This is a genomic window from Flavobacterium chungangense LMG 26729, assembly GCF_000735715.2.
GTDB classification, from domain to species: domain Bacteria; phylum Bacteroidota; class Bacteroidia; order Flavobacteriales; family Flavobacteriaceae; genus Flavobacterium; species Flavobacterium chungangense.
In genome coordinates this window covers 113,547-134,096 of the sequence record NZ_JASY01000008.1, presented here as the reverse complement: position 1 = coordinate 134,096, position 20,550 = coordinate 113,547, and the positions used below count along the sequence as shown (strand labels likewise).

At 29.6% G+C, this 20,550-nt stretch carries 21 protein-coding genes; all 21 read left to right on the top strand.

Annotation, left to right across the window (positions count from 1 at the left end; translation table 11 throughout):
* Positions 1 to 9: 9 nt before the first annotated feature.
* The 21 genes from JE46_RS14435 to JE46_RS14335 all read left to right on the top strand — a co-directional run bounded on the left by JE46_RS14435 (position 10) and on the right by JE46_RS14335 (position 20,548).
* On the top strand, positions 10 to 990 hold the full coding sequence (locus tag JE46_RS14435; RefSeq protein ID WP_031456006.1) for an NAD-dependent epimerase/dehydratase family protein: 981 nt from the start codon (positions 10 to 12) through the stop codon (positions 988 to 990).
* Between the two features lie 41 nt (positions 991 to 1,031).
* A complete protein-coding gene (locus JE46_RS14430; RefSeq protein ID WP_031456005.1) occupies positions 1,032 to 2,099 on the top strand; it encodes an EpsG family protein in 1,068 nt (355 codons plus the stop codon).
* A gap of 40 nt (positions 2,100 to 2,139) precedes the next feature.
* Positions 2,140 to 3,090, top strand: coding sequence for an MraY family glycosyltransferase (locus JE46_RS14425; RefSeq protein ID WP_031456004.1), 951 nt, complete (start codon positions 2,140 to 2,142; stop codon positions 3,088 to 3,090).
* Between the two features lie 10 nt (positions 3,091 to 3,100).
* Entirely contained in the window at positions 3,101 to 3,526 is a 426-nt protein-coding gene (locus JE46_RS14420; protein WP_031456003.1) for a WxcM-like domain-containing protein, read from the top strand.
* Positions 3,519 to 4,664 carry a DegT/DnrJ/EryC1/StrS family aminotransferase gene (locus JE46_RS14415; protein WP_031456002.1) on the top strand — a complete coding sequence of 382 codons (1,146 nt, stop codon included), beginning with the start codon at positions 3,519 to 3,521 and terminating at the stop codon, positions 4,662 to 4,664. The genes JE46_RS14420 and JE46_RS14415 overlap by 8 nt, the downstream gene beginning before the upstream one ends.
* A 24-nt stretch (positions 4,665 to 4,688) precedes the next feature.
* Entirely contained in the window at positions 4,689 to 5,237 is a 549-nt protein-coding gene (rfbC, locus tag JE46_RS14410) for a dTDP-4-dehydrorhamnose 3,5-epimerase (protein WP_031456001.1), read from the top strand.
* A gap of 84 nt (positions 5,238 to 5,321) precedes the next feature.
* A complete protein-coding gene (rfbD, locus tag JE46_RS14405; RefSeq protein WP_031456000.1) occupies positions 5,322 to 6,167 on the top strand; it encodes a dTDP-4-dehydrorhamnose reductase in 846 nt (281 codons plus the stop codon).
* 76 nt (positions 6,168 to 6,243) lie between these two features.
* The gene (rfbA, locus tag JE46_RS14400; RefSeq protein WP_031455999.1) at positions 6,244 to 7,128 is read left to right on the top strand and encodes a glucose-1-phosphate thymidylyltransferase RfbA; all 885 of its coding nucleotides are present in this window, start codon (positions 6,244 to 6,246) and stop codon (positions 7,126 to 7,128) included.
* 82 nt (positions 7,129 to 7,210) lie between these two features.
* Complete coding sequence (locus JE46_RS14395) at positions 7,211 to 9,178, top strand: polysaccharide biosynthesis protein (RefSeq protein ID WP_031455998.1); 1,968 nt, start codon at positions 7,211 to 7,213, stop codon at positions 9,176 to 9,178.
* Positions 9,179 to 9,281: 103 nt separating this feature from the next.
* Entirely contained in the window at positions 9,282 to 10,145 is an 864-nt protein-coding gene (locus tag JE46_RS14390) for an ABC transporter permease (RefSeq protein WP_031455997.1), read from the top strand.
* A 31-nt stretch (positions 10,146 to 10,176) separates the two neighbouring features.
* Entirely contained in the window at positions 10,177 to 11,457 is a 1,281-nt protein-coding gene (locus JE46_RS14385) for an ABC transporter ATP-binding protein (RefSeq protein WP_031455996.1), read from the top strand.
* A 61-nt stretch (positions 11,458 to 11,518) separates the two neighbouring features.
* Positions 11,519 to 12,598, top strand: coding sequence for a DegT/DnrJ/EryC1/StrS family aminotransferase (locus JE46_RS14380; RefSeq protein WP_031455995.1), 1,080 nt, complete (start codon positions 11,519 to 11,521; stop codon positions 12,596 to 12,598).
* Positions 12,589 to 13,248, top strand: a complete 660-nt coding sequence (locus tag JE46_RS14375) for an acetyltransferase (RefSeq protein WP_031455994.1) — start codon at positions 12,589 to 12,591, stop codon at positions 13,246 to 13,248. The genes JE46_RS14380 and JE46_RS14375 overlap by 10 nt, the downstream gene beginning before the upstream one ends.
* Entirely contained in the window at positions 13,238 to 14,056 is an 819-nt protein-coding gene (locus JE46_RS14370) for a glycosyltransferase family 2 protein (RefSeq protein WP_083480890.1), read from the top strand. Before JE46_RS14375 ends, JE46_RS14370 begins: the two co-directional genes overlap by 11 nt.
* Before the next feature lie 57 nt (positions 14,057 to 14,113).
* Positions 14,114 to 14,815 carry a class I SAM-dependent methyltransferase gene (locus JE46_RS14365; protein ID WP_031455992.1) on the top strand — a complete coding sequence of 234 codons (702 nt, stop codon included), beginning with the start codon at positions 14,114 to 14,116 and terminating at the stop codon, positions 14,813 to 14,815.
* On the top strand, positions 14,796 to 15,914 hold the full coding sequence (locus tag JE46_RS14360; protein ID WP_031455991.1) for a glycosyltransferase family 4 protein: 1,119 nt from the start codon (positions 14,796 to 14,798) through the stop codon (positions 15,912 to 15,914). Before JE46_RS14365 ends, JE46_RS14360 begins: the two co-directional genes overlap by 20 nt.
* Complete coding sequence (locus tag JE46_RS14355) at positions 15,911 to 16,864, top strand: glycosyltransferase family 2 protein (protein ID WP_167343441.1); 954 nt, start codon at positions 15,911 to 15,913, stop codon at positions 16,862 to 16,864. Before JE46_RS14360 ends, JE46_RS14355 begins: the two co-directional genes overlap by 4 nt.
* 7 nt (positions 16,865 to 16,871) lie before the next feature.
* A complete protein-coding gene (locus JE46_RS14350; protein ID WP_031455989.1) occupies positions 16,872 to 17,945 on the top strand; it encodes a glycosyltransferase family 2 protein in 1,074 nt (357 codons plus the stop codon).
* Between the two features lie 19 nt (positions 17,946 to 17,964).
* Positions 17,965 to 18,780: a polysaccharide pyruvyl transferase family protein gene (locus tag JE46_RS14345; protein WP_031455988.1), complete on the top strand. Its 816-nt coding sequence runs from the start codon at positions 17,965 to 17,967 to the stop codon at positions 18,778 to 18,780.
* 10 nt (positions 18,781 to 18,790) lie between these two features.
* A complete protein-coding gene (locus JE46_RS14340) occupies positions 18,791 to 19,885 on the top strand; it encodes a glycosyltransferase family 4 protein (RefSeq protein WP_031455987.1) in 1,095 nt (364 codons plus the stop codon).
* Positions 19,886 to 20,548 carry an acylneuraminate cytidylyltransferase family protein gene (locus tag JE46_RS14335; RefSeq protein ID WP_031455986.1) on the top strand — a complete coding sequence of 221 codons (663 nt, stop codon included), beginning with the start codon at positions 19,886 to 19,888 and terminating at the stop codon, positions 20,546 to 20,548.
* The last annotated feature ends 2 nt before the right edge of the window (positions 20,549 to 20,550 follow it).

The window sequence follows — 20,550 nt, the reverse complement described above, 5'->3', positions numbered from 1 at the left end:
ATATTAATAATGTTAATTAAACATAAAATACTAATAACTGGAGGCTCAGGATTTATTGGGACTAACTTCTCGCAGAAGTTGATTCAAGACGGTCATGAAATTTTAAATATTGATGTTAAAGAACCAAGTAACAAAGAATTCCTTAAATATTGGACTAAAATAGACATTAATGATTTATTGGAGTTAAAGCAAGCAGTTCTTAATTTCGAACCTGATTATATTTTACATTTAGCTGCACGTACAGACTTGGACGGTAAAGGCTTGGAAGATTATAATTCGAATGTTTTAGGTGTAAAAAATTTGCTTAAAGCCACAACCGAATTAAAGAATTTAAAAAAAATTATTATAACTTCATCAATGTTGGTTTGTTATGGAGGGTATTATCCAAAAAACCAGTTTGATTATGCACCAACTACAATTTATGGAGAAAGTAAAGTGAAAACAGAACAATTGGTGTGGGAAAACAGGCCTGATTGTGATTGGGCAATAATAAGACCTACGTCAATTTGGGGACCTTGGTTTGGTATACCTTACAAGAATTTTTTTGATATGATTATTGCTGGAAAATATTTTCATGTCGGAAATAAAGGATGTACTAAAACATATGGATTTATTGGTAATGCTGTTTGCCAAATTGAAAGTATACTTTTTACCGAAACAATAAATGATGAACAAAAGGTTTTTTATATTGGAGATGATCCTGCAATAAATATTGAAGAATGGGGTAATGAAATAGCAACTGAACTTGGGACTAAAATTAAAAAAGCACCTTATTTTATAATCAAGGGAGCAGCTTTTTTTGGAGATATTTTGAAATTATTTAAAATTCATTTTCCAATGAATTCATTCAGATTACATAACATGACAACTAATAACATTATTGATTTAAAAAATACTTATAAAATAGCTCCATTGTTACCATATTCAAGAAAGGATGGTATAAAAATAACTTTAAAGTGGATGTCAGAGAATAAGTCTGAAAATTTCTAAACGAAGTACAGTTTTTAAATAATACTTTACAAAATAGATAGATGGTTTTTTATATTATACTGATTTTTATTGTACTAACTTTATTTTTATTTAGTTATAATTACCCTGGTAAAGAGAAAATTGTTAGTGTATGCCTTCTTGTGATTATGATTTTAATAGGGGGGTTTAGAGAAGGTATAGGTTGGGATTATAATAATTATACTTATTGGTATTTGTATGGGACAAGAGACAATAATGTTGAGTATGGTTTTTTAATGATAATGAAAATTTTTAGGTTTTTGAACCTGAGTTACACATTTCTTTTCTTCTTTTTTTCTTTTTTCACCTATTTTTTTGTTTATTTAGCAGTCCGAAAATACACCCCAAAAAGTAGTTTACCACTTGTGTTATACTTCATGGTTCCTGTTTTGTTTCTGTATTCATTCACCTATATAAGACAGTTTTTATCAGTTGCCATTGCATTTTATGCATTTAGCTTTTTATTAGATAAAAAATATTATTACTATTCTGTATTAATGCTGTTGGCTATGTTCATTCATTATAGCTCTTTAATTCCTTTTGTTGTCTTTTTAATGATTTTTAAATGGGGGGAGTTTGTTAGAGTCGGGTATTTATATATGATAATTGGTGTTTCATTTGTTATATCGCAAATTGGGGTTATTCATTTGTTTACTTTTATTTTTAAAGAATCACATTATCTCTATTATGTTTCTAATGAATTTGCCGTTCCGGTATCTTTTTTAAAGTTAGTTGCATTAAATACAATGGCACTAATTATTTTATGGTATTATCAGAAATTCGGATTTAAATTATCTCATCAAAAATATTTAATGTTAGCTTATATATCTTCAATTGTTTTTGTAAATATGTTTTCAGAATCTACAGAGTTGACTAGAATTTATATTTATTTTAGAATTTTTGAAATAATTTTGGTTTCTGAAATAATTTATTACACATTACTGAATAAAAAAATCTTGTTAGTCAGTTTTATATGTTTTTTTTATTTATTTCCTTTTTTTAGAGCTATAATAATAGATCAAGAAAAACAAAAAGATGAAAAACAGAGATTAATTCCATACAGGTCTCTATTGATTAAAAATAGCATGTAAGCAATTTTAAAAATTAACAAATAAAATTTTAAAATAAATAATGGAATACACAATATTAGGATTTCTTTTAATGATTTTAATGTTACTTTATTTTAAGGTAGCTGACCGTTTTAATATTATCGATAAACCAAATCAAAGAAGTTCGCATACTGAAATTACTTTACGTGGAGGGGGAGTTGTTTTTTGGTTTGCAGCTTTGTTGTACTCGGTCCAACATATCCAAAATAATTATTTTTTCTTTATAGGAATTACATTAGTGAGTTTAGTAAGTTTTTGGGATGATATTCAGAGTTTGTCAAATAAAATTCGAATCTCGATTCACTTTTTGGCTATTACTTTAATATTTTTCGATTTAGGTATTTTTAATCCTGCCTTTCTTTTAGGTCTTGTAGTAGCTTACATTACAGCTATTGGCTTAATAAATGCTTATAATTTTATGGATGGAATAAACGGCATAACAGGTTTATATACTTTAGCAGTAATGGGTTCGCTATTATATGTAAACAAAAATATTCAACTATTCACAGATGAGAATTTTATAAAATATGCCATAGTCGCTAGTTTGGTTTTCCTTTTTTTTAATTACAGAAAAAAAGCGAAATGTTTTGCCGGAGATGTTGGCAGCATAGCAATTGCTTTTTGGATAATATATCTGGTTTTTAAACTTATTTTAGCCACGAACTCAATCATTTGGATATTATTCTTAGCAGTTTATGGAGCAGATTCATGTTGTACAATTTTACATCGGTTATATTTAAGGCAAAATATATTTGAAGCACATCGCTTGCATCTATATCAGGTTTTAAGCAACGAATATAAAATTCAACACAGATTAGTTGCTCTATATTATGCATTAGCACAAATAGCGGTATCGGTTTTAGTTGTTTTTTTATATCATAAAGTTCAGGATATATTAATATTTGCAATTATTATCCCTCCTTTACTTTTGGTATATACCCTAAAATTCTATTTGCTAAAAAAGACAATTTAAAATTAAATTAATGGATTCTAAAATAATTCAGGGCAGCAATTTTTCAGATCATCGGGGAACTATTTCGTATGTAAATGATTTCAGTTTTAAGGATATCGAAAGGTTTTATATTATTAGTAATTCTGATGAAAATCCTATTAGAGCCTGGCAAGGGCATAAATTAGATGCTAAAAATTTCTATTGCATAAACGGATCTTTTAAAATTCATTTTGTAAAAATTGATAACTGGGAAAATCCTTCAAAAGAATTGAAAGTTGAAAGTATTATCATGATAGCCTCTGATAGCAAAATTTTACATATACCAGCTGGTCATGCAAACGCTATTGAATCATTAGAAACAAATTCTAAGCTGATATCATTTTCGACTTTGCCATTAACAAAAGTTAGTGATGATGATGTTCGATATACTTCGGATTATTGGAAAATTAATGACTAATAAAAGAATTTTTTTATCCTTGTCAAAACAAAGTGGTTTTGAACAAAAATATATTCAGAAAGCCCTTGAAGATAACTGGATCACTTCTGGTGGGCCAAATGTTAATGATTTTGAGAAGGTTCTGAAAAATTATCTTGATGATAAAATATTTGTAACGGCCTTAAATTCTGGGACATCTGCAATTCATTTAGCGTTGATTTTATTAGGTGTAGGAATTGGAGATGAAGTTATTTGTCAAAGCCTGACATTTTCGGCCTCAGCTAATCCTATTTTATATCAAGGTGCTATTCCCGTATTTGTAGACAGCGAAACAGAAACCTGGAACATTTGTCCCAAGAGTCTTGAAATTGCCATTCAGGATAGAATAAGTAAGGGTAAAAAACCTAAAGCTATTATTGCAGTACATTTGTATGGAAACCCATATAAGGTAGATGAAATTCATACAATTGCTAAGCGATATGAAATTCCTGTTCTTGAGGATAGTGCAGAAGCTCTCGGGAGTACTTATAAAGGTAAAAAGTGCGGTACTTTTGGCACTTATGGAGTTTTGTCTTTTAATGGAAATAAAATCATTACTACTTCCAGTGGTGGAGTTTTAATTTCTAATTCACAATCATCTAAAGAAAAGGCTATTTTTTATGCCACCCAATCAAAAGATAAAGCAATACATTATGAGCATAGTCAAATAGGCTATAATTACAGAATGAGTAATGTTTGCGCAGGTATAGGTCTTGGTCAGATGGAGATTTTAAAACAAAACATTATTGCCAGAAGAGAAATAAATAGTTTTTATGAAAGAATTTTCAAGAATATAGACGAAATACATTTTTTTCAGGTAACTAATAATGATTGTTTTTCAAATTATTGGTTAAGTACAATTTTAGTTGAACCAAACGAAAAAAAAAATATAGATAGAGAAAGTTTAAGACTTGCATTTGAAAATGCAAATATTGAATGTCGCCCAATATGGAAACCAATGCATCTGCAGCCTCTTTTTAGTAATTATCCATATTATGGCAATAATGTTGCTGAATATTTATTCGAAAGAGGATTGTGTTTGCCATCAGGTTCCTATCTTACAAATCATGAAAAAGACAGAATTAAAGAAGTGATTTTTAATTTCTTTAAAATAGCATAAATAAAAAAGAATTACATTTTAAAAATGAAAATTGAAAAAACCTTTATAAAAGATTTAATAATAGTGGAACCAACAGTTTTTGGTGATGAGAGAGGTTATTTTTTTGAATCCTACAGCAAAACTAAATTTGAAGATTTAGGAATAGATATTGATTTTGTTCAGGACAATCAATCTTTTTCAAGAAAAGGAACTTTAAGAGGTTTGCATTATCAAAATCCACCTTTTGCACAAACTAAACTGGTTCGTGTTTTAGAAGGAGAAATTATTGATGTTGCAGTAGATTTAAGAAAAGATTCTCCAACTTATGGGAAATCATTTAGCATTTTACTTTCGGCTGAAAATAAAAAACAATTATTAGTGCCTCAAGGTTTTGCTCACGGATTTTCGGTTATTAGTGAAACAGCTTCCGTGATGTATAAATGTGATCAGTTTTATAATAAAGCTTCCGAAGGTGGAATTAAATTTGATGACCCTTTTTTAAAAATTGATTGGGGTATGAACTTAGAACATGCAATAGTTTCTGATAAAGATAAAATACTTCCTTTTATAGAAAAATGTAATAGCTTGTTTTAACAAAATAGACATGATTCAATCTTTTAAAAAAAAACAAATAACGTCCATAATTTATTCCATTAAAAAAGCAAATATTAACTTAGTATGAAAAAAATACTAGTAACAGGAGCAAAAGGTCAATTAGGATCTGAGCTTTCGGTTTTATCAGCAAAATATTCACAATATGAATGGTGTTTTGCAGATAGAGCAAAAATTACTTTGGATGATTTAGAAGTTTTAGAAAAACAATTAAAAGAAATTCAACCTAACATAATTTTTAATTGTGGAGCCTATACTGCAGTTGATAAAGCAGAATCAGAAAAAGAAATTGCCTTTACTGTAAATCACTCAGCAGTAGAATTAATAGCAAAATATGCTAAAGAAAACAATGCAAAATTAATACACATTTCAACGGACTATGTATTTGACGGATCTTCTTCAATTGCTTTAAATGAAGAAGCTGAAACAAATCCGATCAATATTTATGGTGCTAGTAAGCGAGCAGGTGAGATCGCTTGTCTGACTGAAAATCCAAATTCAATTATAATAAGAACTTCTTGGGTTTACAGTAAGTTTGGTAATAATTTTGTTAAAACGATGCAGCGGCTAATGAAGGAAAAAGAATCAATTAATGTGGTAAATGATCAAATAGGTTCTCCAACTTACGCTGCTGACTTAGCTCAAACCATGTTGGATATTTTGGATTCACCAAATTGGATACCAGGAATCTATAATTATTCCAATGAAGGCGAAATAAGTTGGTATGAGTTTGCGTTAAGTATAAGAGAATTTGGAAAATATAATTGTAATGTTGGGGGAGTCTCATCTGCATCATATCCAACACCGGCAAAACGCCCTCAATTTTCTTTACTGGATAAGAAAAAAATAAAAAGAATTTATAATTTAGATGTTCCGGATTATAGAGAAAGTTTAAAAAAAATGTTTGTTTAAATAAAAAAGATTGAAGTTTTCCAAGATTTCTAAAGCAACTTAAAAAGAAATCTAATTCTAAAAATTGCAAAAATATATGAAAGGAATTATATTAGCTGGTGGTTCAGGAACAAGATTACACCCTTTGACTCTTGCTATGAGTAAACAAATGATGCCAGTATATGATAAGCCTATGATTTATTATCCATTATCAACATTGATGATGTCGGGAATAAATGAAATATTAATTATTTCTACACCCCATGATTTACCAAATTTTAAAAAATTATTAGGTGATGGTGTGAGTTTAGGATGCAAATTTAGTTATGCCGAACAAGCGATTCCAAATGGTTTAGCTCAGGCTTTTGTAATTGGAGAAGAATTTATTGGTAATGATGATGTTGCTCTTATTTTAGGAGATAACATATTTTTTGGTTCCAATATGCAAGAGCTTTTAAAGTCAAACACAAAGCCCAATGGAGGAGTTGTGTTTGCTTATCATGTTTCAGATCCGGAACGTTATGGAGTTGTAGAATTTGATGAAAACCTTAAAGCTATCTCAATTGAAGAAAAACCCGAAGAGCCAAAATCAAGTTATGCAGTTCCTGGATTGTATTTTTATGATAACTCAGTTGTAGAAATAGCTAAAAATATTCAGCCAAGTGCCAGGGGAGAATATGAAATTACAGATGTGAATAAAGTTTATTTAGAAAAAGGATTTTTAAAAGTTGGTATCTTAAGCAGAGGAACTGCTTGGTTAGATACTGGAACTTTTAATAGTTTAATGCAGGCCGGACAATTTGTTCAGGTCTTAGAAGAAAGGCAAGGATTAAAAGTTGGCTGTATCGAAGAAATTGCATGGAGACAAGGTTTTATTAAAGATGAACAGTTAGAAGAACTTGCGCTGCCTCTTGTTAAATCAGGTTACGGGGCCTATCTGTTAGAATTTTTGAAGCAAAAGAAAAAGGGAGCCAGATTTTAATTCTTTTAAAGAAATATCTTTTTATATGTTAAATTAGTACTTTTGTAATTGTGCTTAGTTGTAAATATTAAATATAACCAATTTGAATACAGATAAACGAAACAAAATGGCGGCTTTGTTACATAATAATTTTTCGCCAAGAAATCTTAAAGCAAACATTAATAATCTTAGTTATTTACCAAGATGGATTATTGTTGCTATTGATGTAATGGTTCTTATCTTTTCGTTTACATTTACTTATATGTTGTTTGAGGGAACAGCATTAGGGTATATTATAACATCATTTCATTTCATTTTTGTTACAAGTCTTATACTTGTTAATGTGTTTTTCTTCTGGCTTTTTAGAACATATTCAGGAATTATTAGGCATTCTTCCTATATAGATGCAATCAAATTACTGTTTTCACAGATGTCAGTTTTGGTTTTCTTTTTGTTCTTTAATTTGATATATGAGTTATATTCAGGACATAAAGCTTTTTTAAATACAGCTCTTTTTATAAACTTAGTACTTTCTTTCTGTGGTTTGTTTTTATATAGGGTAATTGTAAAACAAACTTTTGAAATTTATTTTTCAGAAAAAACGGATTCTAAATTAATAAGAACAGTTATTTATGGTACAGATGCTAATGCAATTTCAGTTGCCAATGCATTAAAATTTGAAACGCCTTCCAGATTTAAGATTGTTGGTTTTGTAGATAAAAATAATCAAAACGCCTCTAAGCGAATGCTTGATATGCCAATATTGATTCAAAAGAAAAAATTACCAGCATTAATGCGATCAGTAGCAGCAGAAGGAGTTATTATTGCTGATAAAAGTTTATCTAAGGAAGAGCAGTTAATTATTGTTGACCAATGTTTAGAATTTAATTACAAGGTATATACAGTTCCTTTAATTTCAGATTGGGAAAATCAAAAAGAGATTTCTCAAAAAGTAAAAAATATTCAGATTGAGGATTTATTAGAAAGGAAACCAATTGTTTTGGATAGTAAATCTATATCTAAACAATTGAAAGATAAAGTGATCTTAATTACAGGGGCCGCAGGTTCTATTGGTAGCGAAATTGTAAGGCAGGTTTTAGGATTTAATCCTAAAACAATAATTATTTTAGATCAAGCTGAAACACCTTTGCACAATCTATGTCTGGAAACTTTGAGTGTGGATTCTCAAACAAAAATAAGAGCTGTTATTGCTGATGTTAAGAGTAAAAAAGCTTTAGAAAAAGTATTTATAGATCATAGTCCCCAGGTAATCTTTCATGCTGCGGCGTACAAGCATGTTCCTCTGATGGAAGAAAATCCCTCACAAGCGGTTCTTACAAATGTAAAAGGGACTAAAAATTTAGCGGATTTGGCTTGTAAATACAAGGTTAAAAAATTTGTAATGGTTTCTACTGATAAAGCCGTTAACCCTAGTAATGTTATGGGGGCGAGTAAGCGTATTGCGGAAAAATATGTACAGTCTTTATTTTTAAAAAATCAAACCGAAAAATCGCAATGTGTAACTAAATTTATTACAACCCGTTTTGGGAATGTATTAGGTTCCAATGGATCAGTAGTTCCTTTGTTTACTAGACAGATTGCCGAAGGAGGTCCTGTTACTATAACTCATCAGGATATTATACGTTATTTCATGACCATCCCCGAAGCCTGTCAGTTGGTTTTAGAAGCAGGAGCAATGGGAAAGGGTGGTGAAATTTACATCTTTGATATGGGTAAACCGGTAAAGATTATAGATTTAGCAAAAAAAATGATTAAGTTAGCTGGCTTTATCCCTGATAAGGAAATAAAAATAAAGATTGTAGGACTTAGACCAGGTGAAAAATTGTATGAAGAATTATTGAATGATACTTCTAAAACTTTACCAACCTATCATAATAAAATTATGATTGCACAGGAAATCCAGGATGAATATGAAAATCTGCATACTGAAGTTGACGAGCTCATAGAGATTGCTAATTTTCACAGTAATGATGATATTGTTGGTAAAATGAAAAAAATAGTTCCTGAATTTAAAAGTATGAATTCTTCTTTTGAGGTTTTGGATGTATAAAATGTTTATTATATAGTAAATATGGAAGGTGTTTTTATAAAAAAACGCCTTTTTGCTTTTTTAATCTTTTTTTGAATGGGTAAAAACCCTGTTAATTTATGAAATGAATAATATTGATAATAAAGATTGGTTGTTTGAAATAACACCAAAAAATAATTTTTTTGCTCTTAATTTTAAAGAAGTATGGCAATATAGGGATTTGTTATTTCTATTTGTAAAACGAGATGTAATTACAGTTTATAAACAAACAGTTTTAGGGCCGCTTTGGTATCTGATTCAGCCTTTACTAACCTCTTTAACATACACTATTATTTTCAATAGCGTTGCTGGGATTGACACAGGAAAAGTTCCTGCGTTTTTGTTTAATCTTGCCGGAATAACTGTATGGAATTACTTTACCTCCTGTTTGACAAGTACATCCGATACATTTAAAGCCAATGCTGGAATCTTTGGAAAAGTTTATTTCCCAAGAATTATAACACCGCTTTCTATTGTGATTTCTAATTTAATAAAATTAGGCATTCAATTCCTTATTTTTATAATCTTTTATATTTATTATTACACTAGTGGATTTTTAATTTCTTTAAATATTGCAGTTGTATTTTTGCCGTTTCTAATCTTGCTTATAGGAATTTTAGGTCTCGGATTAGGAATGTTGATCTCCTCTTTAGTCACTAAATATAGAGATTTTAGTTATTTAATAGGTTTTAGTATACAATTGCTAATGTATGTTTCTGCGGTAATGTATCCTATAGAATTAATTAAAGCAAAATTGCCTCAGTATGGGTGGATTGTAGCATATAATCCATTAGCTTATATTATTGAAACCTCGCGTTATATGCTCTTAAATGTTGGACATATATCTTCTTTAGGTCTAATATATACTTTTATAGTAACCATAATTATATTTTTTCTGGGGCTTTTAATGTTCAATAAAACTGAAAAAAGTTTTATTGACACTGTTTAGTCTCCTAATAATTTATTAATAACAGTTAATTGTGGAAAAAGATATTATTTTAAAAGTAGAAAATGTTTCTAAACAATACCGATTAGGACAAATTGGGACAGGTACTTTGAGTCATGACTTAAATAGATGGTGGTATAAAGTTCGAGGGAAAGAAGATCCTTATTTAACTATAGGTGATACTAATGACAGGTCGACTAAAGGAACCAGTGATTATGTCTGGGCGTTACAAAATATTGATTTTGATGTTGAGAGAGGAGAAGTTGTTGGGATTATAGGTAAGAATGGTGCCGGAAAATCCACCTTATTGAAAATTCTTTCTAAAGTAACAGCTCCTACTACGGGAAGTATAAAATCAAAAGGAAGAATTGCTTCCTTATTGGAAGTAGGAACAGGTTTTCATGGTGAAATGACCGGTCGCGAAAATATTTACCTTAACGGGGCTATTTTAGGAATGACCAAAAGAGAAATTACTTCAAAGCTCGATGAAATAATTGAATTTTCTGGTTGTGAACGTTACATTGATACTCCTGTAAAAAGATACAGTAGTGGTATGACTGTTCGATTAGCTTTTGCTGTTGCAGCTTTTTTAGAACCTGAGATTTTAATTATTGATGAGGTTTTAGCTGTAGGTGATGCTGAATTCCAAAAAAAGGCAATTGGAAAAATGAAAGATATATCTAAAGGTGAAGGAAGAACTGTTTTATTTGTTAGCCATAATATGGCAGCAGTAAAAAGCTTGTGTAATAAAGGGGTGGTTTTAGAAAAAGGAAAAATTAAATTGATTAGTAATATTGAACATGCTGTAAGTTACTATTTAAGTGGTGATTCTGAAATTATGAACCAAAGAAAATTTGATGAATTGTATGATAAAGAAATATTTAAATTATTAGAAATTTCAATTAATAATACTGGTAAAACTATCGAAGATCCGATTGTAGAGAACAAAGCAATTGAACTAAAAACTTTTATTGAACTTAAAAATAAAAAAGAAAAAGAATATCATGTTACCTATCATTTATATAATGAAATGGGTGAAACCTTATTTTCTTTTTCAAATGGGGAAACAGCCGCTAAATTAGTGAATGGTAATAATGAATTAACGTGTTTTTTTCCGGCCTCCTTTTTTCAGTCAGGACAATACTTCTTATCCTTTTTTTTGGTTGAAGACAGAAAAAAACCCATTTTTATAGAAAAAGATATCATATCATTTACAGTAATTGATGGGGGTAGGGATTTAGGGGTTTACATGGGTAGAGAACCAGGATATATTAAGCCCCAATTTGAATGGGAAATAAATACAGATTCTAAATAATAAAATTTAATTCAATTAAATTTTAGGCAATAATTTTAAAACAATTGCACATAGCAAAAAAATGATTAACGTAACTAAAACATTCTTACCTCCAAAAAATGAATACGATGAAATTCTAAATGATGTTTGGGCTACACAATGGCTTACAAATAGAGGTAAACTCGTTTTAGAGTTAGAAACTAAATTAAAGTCGTATCTAGATGTTTCTTCAGTTTTAATAACTAGTAACGGAACTGTTCCATTGCAAATAGCAGTAAAAATTTTAGGAGAAAATAGCGAAATTATTACCACTCCGTTTAGTTATGTTGCTACTTCAGCGGCAATAATATGGGAAAATTGTACACCAGTTTTTGTTGATATCCATCCTGATTATTTTACTATTGACGAAACTAAAATTGAAGCAGCAATTACTTCAAAAACAAAGGCAATATTAGCCACACATGTTTTTGGTAATCCCTGTGATGTAGAGACTATTGAAAAGATTGCGCAAAAGCACAACTTAAAAGTAATTTATGATGCAGCTCATTGTTTTGGTGTAAAATATAAACAAAAAAGTATTTTTGAATATGGAGATGTTAGTACTGTAAGTTTTCATGCTACAAAACTTTTTCATACTGCAGAGGGTGGAGCTTTGTTCTGTAAAGACGAGAAATTATTTCAGAAATTATATTATTCGCATAATTTTGGACATAAAGGAGAACTTGATTTTTATGGTTTAGGAATAAATGGAAAAATTTCTGAGCTTCAGGCAGCCATGGGTTTAGCTGTATTTCCTTACTTAGATTATATTCTGGATGAGAGAAAAAAAGTGGTAGAGTATTATAATGCGAATTTGGATAAAAATAAAATTAAAAAAATACAACTTAGAGAAAATACAACCTGGAATTACAGTTATTACCCTGTTGTATTTAATAATGAAACTGATTTATTAAATGTTCAGACTCATCTCAACAAAGTTTCAATTTATCCCAGAAGATATTTTTATCCTTCATTAAATACAATAAACTACATCAATAAGGCAGAAATGCCTATTAGTGAAAGTATTTCTTCGAGAATATTGTGTTTGCCATTATATGTTGGAATAAAAGAATCAGAATTGGAACAAATTGTTGCAGTAATTAATAAAAGTTTATGCTTATAATAGGTGCAAAAGGTTTTGCTAAAGAGGTGTTAGAAACATTTTATCATAAAAACGATTTAGAGAATGTTGTATTTTATGATGACATAACCTTAAATGCGCCTGATTTTTTATTTAAAAAATTCAAAATACTTCATTCTAAACAAGAAGCTCAAAAATATTTTCAGACTACAGACTCCTCGTTCACAATAGGAATCGGAAAGCCTATTTTGAGAAAACAGATAAAAGATACTTTTGAGGCTTTGGGAGGGAGCTTATCATCTACAATTAGTCCATTAGCTCAAATAGGAAATTTTGATGTTTCAATTGGTGCTGGAAATAACATTTTGCAGGGAGCTATAATTTCTAATGGTGTTCGTTTGGGTAAAGGGTGTATTGTTTATTATAATGTCATTGTAACTCACGATGTTTTGATAGGAGATTTTGTTGAAATTTCACCAAATGCTACTTTACTAGGCAGATGTGAAATTGGCTCATTTTCGCACATTGGCAGTGGAGCTGTTATTTTGCCAGATGTTTCCATAGGTAAAAATGTTGTTGTAGCAGCCGGATCTATAGTAACTAAAAATGTTCCTGATAATTGTATGGTAGCAGGAAATCCTGCAAGTTTTAAAAAAGAAATAGCACCATTAGATTTTTATTATGAAGGTTAGTGTATGCATGATTACCTATAAGCATGAAAATTACATTCGCGAGGCAATAGAAAGTATTTTGATGCAAAAAACTAATTTTGATTTTGAACTCATAATTGCAAATGATCACTCTCCAGATCGTACTGATGAGGTGATCAGAAGTATAATAACATCACATCCTAAAGGAAATTGTATTCGATATTTTTTGCATCCTAGTAATCTAAGAATAATGCCAAATTTTATTTTTGCTTTAAAAGAGTGTTCCGGCGAATATATAGCACTCTGTGAGGGAGATGATTATTGGACTGACAAAAATAAGCTTCAAAAACAAATTGATTTTTTAGATAATAACAAAGATTATTCAGGTTGTTTTCATAATGTAATTATGATTAATGAGATGATTCCAAATTTTAAACCACAACCTTGGCGCGTTTATGAAAAAAATGATTTTGAACTTAAAGACACTTTTTCTAAAACGGCACTTTTTCATACCTGCTCGTTCGTGTTCCGAAAAGAATTTTTGCAAATTCCAGATTGGTTTGAGAAGGTCTTAAGTGGTGACAGAGCTTTGTTTTCATTAGTTGCTTCGAAAGGCAGACTTAAACGAATTGAAGGAGAAATGGGAGTTTATCGAAAAAATGAAAATGGCGTTACTTCAATTCTGTCATTAAAAAATTATCATAAAAAAAATATTAAGCTTTTTAGATTTTTTAAAACTCATTTTAGTAATTCGTATCAGAATGAATTAGATAAAATGATAAATTATCATCGCTATGAATATCTAAAACTATATATAAGTAAAGGGCTTAAATTTTTAAAATTAAAGTAGGGCTTATGGCTCAAAAATTATGAATAAAATAATTGATAAAAAGATTTTAACAAATTAATGGATAATTTTACAAAAATAGAGCTCAATAATAGTAATTTAGATACTTATTGTATTCGCAAAGCAATTTTTAATGCTTTAAAATCAAATATAAACCTGTTTTCGGGTCATATTCTGGATATTGGATGCGGTAAAAAGCCATACGAAAAATTTATTCTCGAAAATAGTCAAGTCTTAAATTACACAGGATTAGATATTGAAAATGCATTAATTTATGATAATTTGGTAAAGCCAGATTATACATGGGATGGTGTTGTAATGCCATTTGACAATAACAGTTTTGAATGTGCCTTTGGAACAGAAGTTTTAGAGCATTGTCCTGAACCGGAAATTGTATTGAAGGAAGTTTTTCGGGTTTTAAAACCAAATGGGGTGTTTTTTTTCACGGTCCCTTTTTTATGGAATTTGCACGAAGTTCCCCATGATGAGTATCGATACACTCCATTTTCACTTGAAAGACATTTAAAAAAAGCAGGTTTTACAAATCTTCAGATTAAAGCAACAGGAGGATGGCATGCAGCAATGGCACAAATGCTGGGATTATGGGTAAAAAGAAGTTCATTATCTAAAAATAAAAGAAAGATAGCAACCCTGTTAATAAAACCATTGATTAAAATATTATTAAAAAAAGATAAACCTGGTCAGGTAAAATTTAACGAAGGACAAATGATAACTGGATTATATGGGACTGCAAGAAAATAAAATAGCGATAATCTCACCTTCACAAAATGCATACTCTGAAACTTTTATCCAGGCGCATAAAAATCATTTGTCAGGCAAAGTTTATTATTATTTTGGATCGGTTTCAAACTTAAATTTAGAAGGAGAAGGAATATTGTTAAAAGGAGCAAAGAAAATTTATGGTAAATTTTTGAATCTCCTGCTAAAGAAAAAATTTTATTCTGAAAAAAAGGCATTATTAAATTCATGGAAAAAAAAAGGCATTGATCTGCTTTTTTTTGAATACGGAACAACAGCCGGACTGTTTATAGATGTTATAAAAGAATCTAAAATTCCGTTAATAGTTCATTTTCATGGATACGATGCTTCAATGTATTCTACAATAAAGGAATTCGAAAAACAATATGCTCGAATATTTGATTATGCAACTTATATTGTAGTTGTTTCTGAGGTAATGAAAGAGAAATTACTTGAACTGGGCTGCCCAAGAGATAAATTAGTTAAAAATATTTATGGACCTAACAATTTATTTTTAGACTGTCAGCCTAACTTTAGTAAACAGCAGTTTATATCAGTAGGAAGATTTACAAATAAAAAAGCACCTTATTACACATTACTGGCTTTTAAAGAAGTATTAAGTGAATTTCCGGAAGCTAAATTAATTATGGGAGGAGATGGTAATTTACTTGAAACCTGTGAAAATATTTGTAAATACTATCAGTTGGAGAACTCAGTTTTCTTTGACGGCATTATTACTCCCGAAAAATATGGGCAATATTTGACCGAATCTTTAGCCTTTGTTCAACATTCTATTACTGCAAAAAATGGCGATATGGAAGGAACACCATTAGCCATTTTAGAATCAAGTGCTGCCGGTTTACCCGTAATCGCATCTAGGCATGCAGGTATTTCTGAAGTCATTACAGATAAGCAGACAGGTCTTTTATTTGAAGAACATGATGTAAAAAAAATGGCAGAGCATATGAAGACCATTCTGAGAGATAAAGAGTATGCCATTTCTTTAGGTTTGAGAGGCAAAGAAAATATTAGGACATATTTTTCTATGAAAAAGCATATTGATACTCTTGATTGTTTGATCTTAAAAGCAATACAATCGTGAAACCACTAGTATCTATCATTATTCCATTTTATAACAGGAAACATTTGATTTTAGAAACACTTGAAAGTATTGGTTCTCAAAGTTTTCAAAACTGGGAATGCATATTAGTAGATGACCATTCGACAGATCATTCATTTGAGATAATATCAGATTTTATAAAAAAGGATTCCAGATTTAGATTATTCAAGCGCCCTGATAACAGAATTAAAGGAGCAAATGCTTGTAGAAATTATGGTTTTGAAGTTTCTCAGGGAGAATTTGTTAATTGGTTTGACAGTGATGATATTATGCATCCTGAGTTCATTCTTCAAAAAATAACAACTTTACAAGAAAAAACTAATTTAGACGGTGTGATTTCTAAAACAATGATGTTCAAAGAAACAATTACTCAAATTACTGGTAGAGAGAATCGAACTTTTTTAACTCAAAATACATTGGTTGATTTCCTGACACTAAAGATTTCGTGGTATTTACCAGATGTTATGTGGAAAATGTCTTTTTTGAAATCGCAAAAACTTCTTTTTGACGAAATACTCCTTGCTGGACAAGATGGCGATTTTTATGCAAGAATTCTTTTAGAAAATCCTAACCTAAAAGTTGTTGATTCATACCTGACATATTACAGGAAGCATGAAAATAATATAACCTCGCATATTGACAATAGAAAAAAGGCAGTATTGAAAGTATCGCATTTGCATAGTGTCGTTAGGTTAATAGAATTATTAGAGAAGAGAGATAAGCTATCAAATGAATTAAGATTATATTATTTTAAATCGATGATGAAATATTTGCCTTTTGTGATTTCGAATACAGCAGATTTAATTTGTCTTTTTAAATTACTTAAAAAACTCACTTTTTTTAAGAAGGACTATTTGATGCTTTGGAGTAAAGTTATAGTGGCATATTTTTGTTTTAAAATAATAGGAAAAGGTGAAAAATTATTAAAGTAATTAAAAAATGATTACCATTATTTATCCTTATCGAAATCGGGAAACTATACGTATCAGGCGTTCTTTAGATTCATTGGCACAACAAAAAGAGCAAAATTTTGAAGTTGTTTTTATTGATTATGGGTCAAAAAAAGAAATAGCATCAGAAATTAAAAAAATAGTTGAAGAATTTTCATTCTGTACCTATCACTATTTGTTTTCAGAATTTCAGCCTTGGAATAAAAGTAAAGCACTCAATTTTGTTATCAAAAATTTACAATCAGATTATTGTTTAGTTGCTGATGTTGATATGATTTTTCATTCTGATTTTACGACTGTCATGAAGCAGTATTGTGCAAATGATAAAGTTACTTATTTTCAGGTAGGGTTTCTTTCAGAACAAGAAAGTAAAAAAGAAAAATCGTTTGAAAAATATAAAATAAATTTCTTTAGCAATGGCGATGCCACAGGGATTTCTCTTTTTCCAGTTAATAAATTAAAAGAAATTAGAGGCTTTGATGAAGTTTTTCATTTTTGGGGAGCTGAGGATACAGATGTTCATAATCGCTTAAAAAATGTAGGTTGCGAAGTGCATTTTTATGATAAAGAAACCATGGTATTGCACCAGTGGCATTTTAATTATCGAAGAAGAGAAATCAAAAAACTTAATGCCGAATTGCAATTATCAGGAATTGTTGAATTCAATAATCAGCATATGAAGCAAAATTTGAAAAATGGAACAACCACAGTTAATAAAGACTCCTGGGGAAATGTTATCTCAGAATCTGACTTTGATAAATTAAAGAATTATCCAGTTGTTCAAGTGTCAAACAAGAGAGAAAATATTGATTATTTTTTGTTTCACGAATTGGCTTTAGCTAATGAATGCATCTTGGCTATTCAAATTAAAAATGACCCTTTCGAAAATTCAATAAAATATAAATTAAAAAAATATTTAGGAAAAAAAGTGCCTCAATTTTATACTTTGAAGGAAGTAAACGATCGAATTTTGCAGCATATGATTTCATTTTATCATACTAAAGCCTATATTTATAAGATTGAAGAAAATTTGAAAAGCGTCGTTTTCAAAATTAAATTTTAAAAAATAGTTTTAAGGTTTTATGATAAATCGAAAAAAGATCAGGCTGTTCTGGTGGAGTGAAATTCATTTAGCCAGTAAAAAAGAGGAAAATTATGGTGATTTGATTGGCAGGTATTTAGTTGAAAAAATATCTGATAAAAAGATTATTTGGACGCATCCAAAAAAGCGCAATTTTTTGAATCATTTTCACACAGTTTATTTTACAGTTGGAAGTATCTTATCTCAAATAAATGGGAGATGTATAGTTTGGGGAAGTGGTATTATATCTAAAGAATTTAAAATTAAAAAAGCAGAATTTTTGGCAGTCCGGGGACCTCAAACAAGAAAACTGTTAATCGAACAAGGATATCAGGTTCCTGAAATCTATGGTGATCCTGCTTTACTGATGCCGAAGCATTATAATCCTGAGTACAAAATAAAATATAATTTAGGGATTATTCCTCACTATGTTGATTATGAAAATGTTATGATTCAATATAAAGGATTAAAAGATATTCTGGTCATTAATTTAATGACTAATAATGTCGAAGAGGTCACTGACGCTATTTTGTCCTGCAAAAAAATAATTTCTTCCTCCTTACACGGAGTAATTGTATCACATGCATATCAAATTCCAGCAGTTTGGGTTGAATTTTCAAATAAAATTTTTGGTGATGGGATTAAATATCAGGATTATTTTGAATCGGTCGATCTTGCAATGTATAAACCACTTTTTTTAGAAGGGCCAATTACTAATGATCAATTAGAGATTGTTTTTAGTTCAAGTAATATATTGCCAAAAAAGGAAAGAATTATTCAGATCCAAAAACAATTAATGGAAGTTTGTCCATTTTAAATAAATCTATATGCCAAAAGTAATTTTGATATCTCAATTTGCATTACCCTATCATAAGACAGGAAGTTGGACTACTTTGTATGCTAATTATTTAAGAGGAACTAATCAAATAGACTATGTGATTTGTGAACAACCTGAAAAAGTTTTTGATAATGTTAAATACGAATTTGTAAGCCAAAGCAAAAAATATAAGTTTTTTAAAAGATGGAAAAAAAAACCATACTTTAATTATTTGCAGGCATTAAAAAAAAATCTAAATGAAGAAGAGAAATACGTAATTCAAATTGTAGATAATTTTGGGATTGTAAAACCTCTTCAAGAACTTTTGTTACAGTTAGGACTTAGAAAAAACTGTTTTCTTCAGTTTTTCTATCATGGTTTCGCTCCTTTTTATGGAAATTTGGCAAGTCGATATTTTTATGAAACTATTGACGAAATGGTTTTGCTTACGCATGATAGCTACAAGGCTCATAAAGAATATTATACTATTTTACCTTGTAGGTTTTCTGTACTTCATAACGGAATTGATACTTCAAAATTTCAAAAAATAAGCAATGAGCAAAAAGAAATTTTAAAAGATGAATTAGAATTAAAAGATAAAAAAGTTTTCATCTGGTGTTCAAGAGATGTTCCTAAAAAAGGATTAGATTTTATTTTACCAATTTGGAAAAAGATTAATACATTTCATAAAAATGCAATTTTATTAGTGGTTGGCGCTACCAGAAATACTCCGGTAGAAGGAGTTCGGTTTTTAGGACAGATTCCAAATGATACGCTTCCTAAATATTACCAAATAGCAGATTGTTATTTGTTTCCCACCTTATGGCATGAAGGTTTTGGTTTGAGTTTGATAGAGGCTTTGCATTCTGGTTGTTACTGTATTGCTTCGGCTTTAGGGGGAGTTCCAGAAGTTTTGCAATATGGAAAATTAGGAAAGTTGATTCAGAATCCACATTTTGAGCAAGAATGGGAAGATGCTATTTTGGAATTTTTAGATCAAAATAAAAATGATTCAGCACCAGTTTTAGAAGAATTATACAGTTCGGAAAGCTGGAATTCAGGAATGAATGTAGTTATTGAAAATGCTAAAAACAGATTGCTATAAATGAAAACAATAGCTATAATTCCAGCTAGGGGAGGTTCTAAAAGACTACCACAGAAAAACATAAAAATTTTTGGTGAAATTCCTTTATTGGCACATAGTATTTTATATGCTCAGGCAAATAATGATATTGTTGATGAAATTTATGTTTCGACAGATGACGAAGAAATAAAACGAGTTGCCATACAATTTGGTGCTAAAATTGTAAACCGTCCTCAATCCTTGTCAGGTGATTTAGAACCTACAATTTCAGCATTAAAAAATGTTCTGGAACAAATTGATGATAAAGTAGAAAATGTAATTTTATTACAAGCTACAAATCCATTAAGACCAGTAAATTTATTAAAAGAAGCATTTGAAATTTATAAGGAAAAAAAAATAGATAGTTTATTTACCGTTAGTCAGAATTATCAAAAGTTAGGAAAAATAGAAAATAATAAATTTATTCCGTTCAATTATACAATCGGTCAGCGAAGTCAGGATTTAGAGCCTTTATTTTATGAAAACGGATTACTTTATATCAGTAAAGCAAAACTGATTTTAGAAAGTAAAATTTTATCAGAGAATGCTTTTCCTTTAAAAATGAATCATATTTTTGCTAATGTTGATATCGATGATCAAAATGATTTTGATTATGCAGAATATCTTCTGTACAAGAAACAATAATA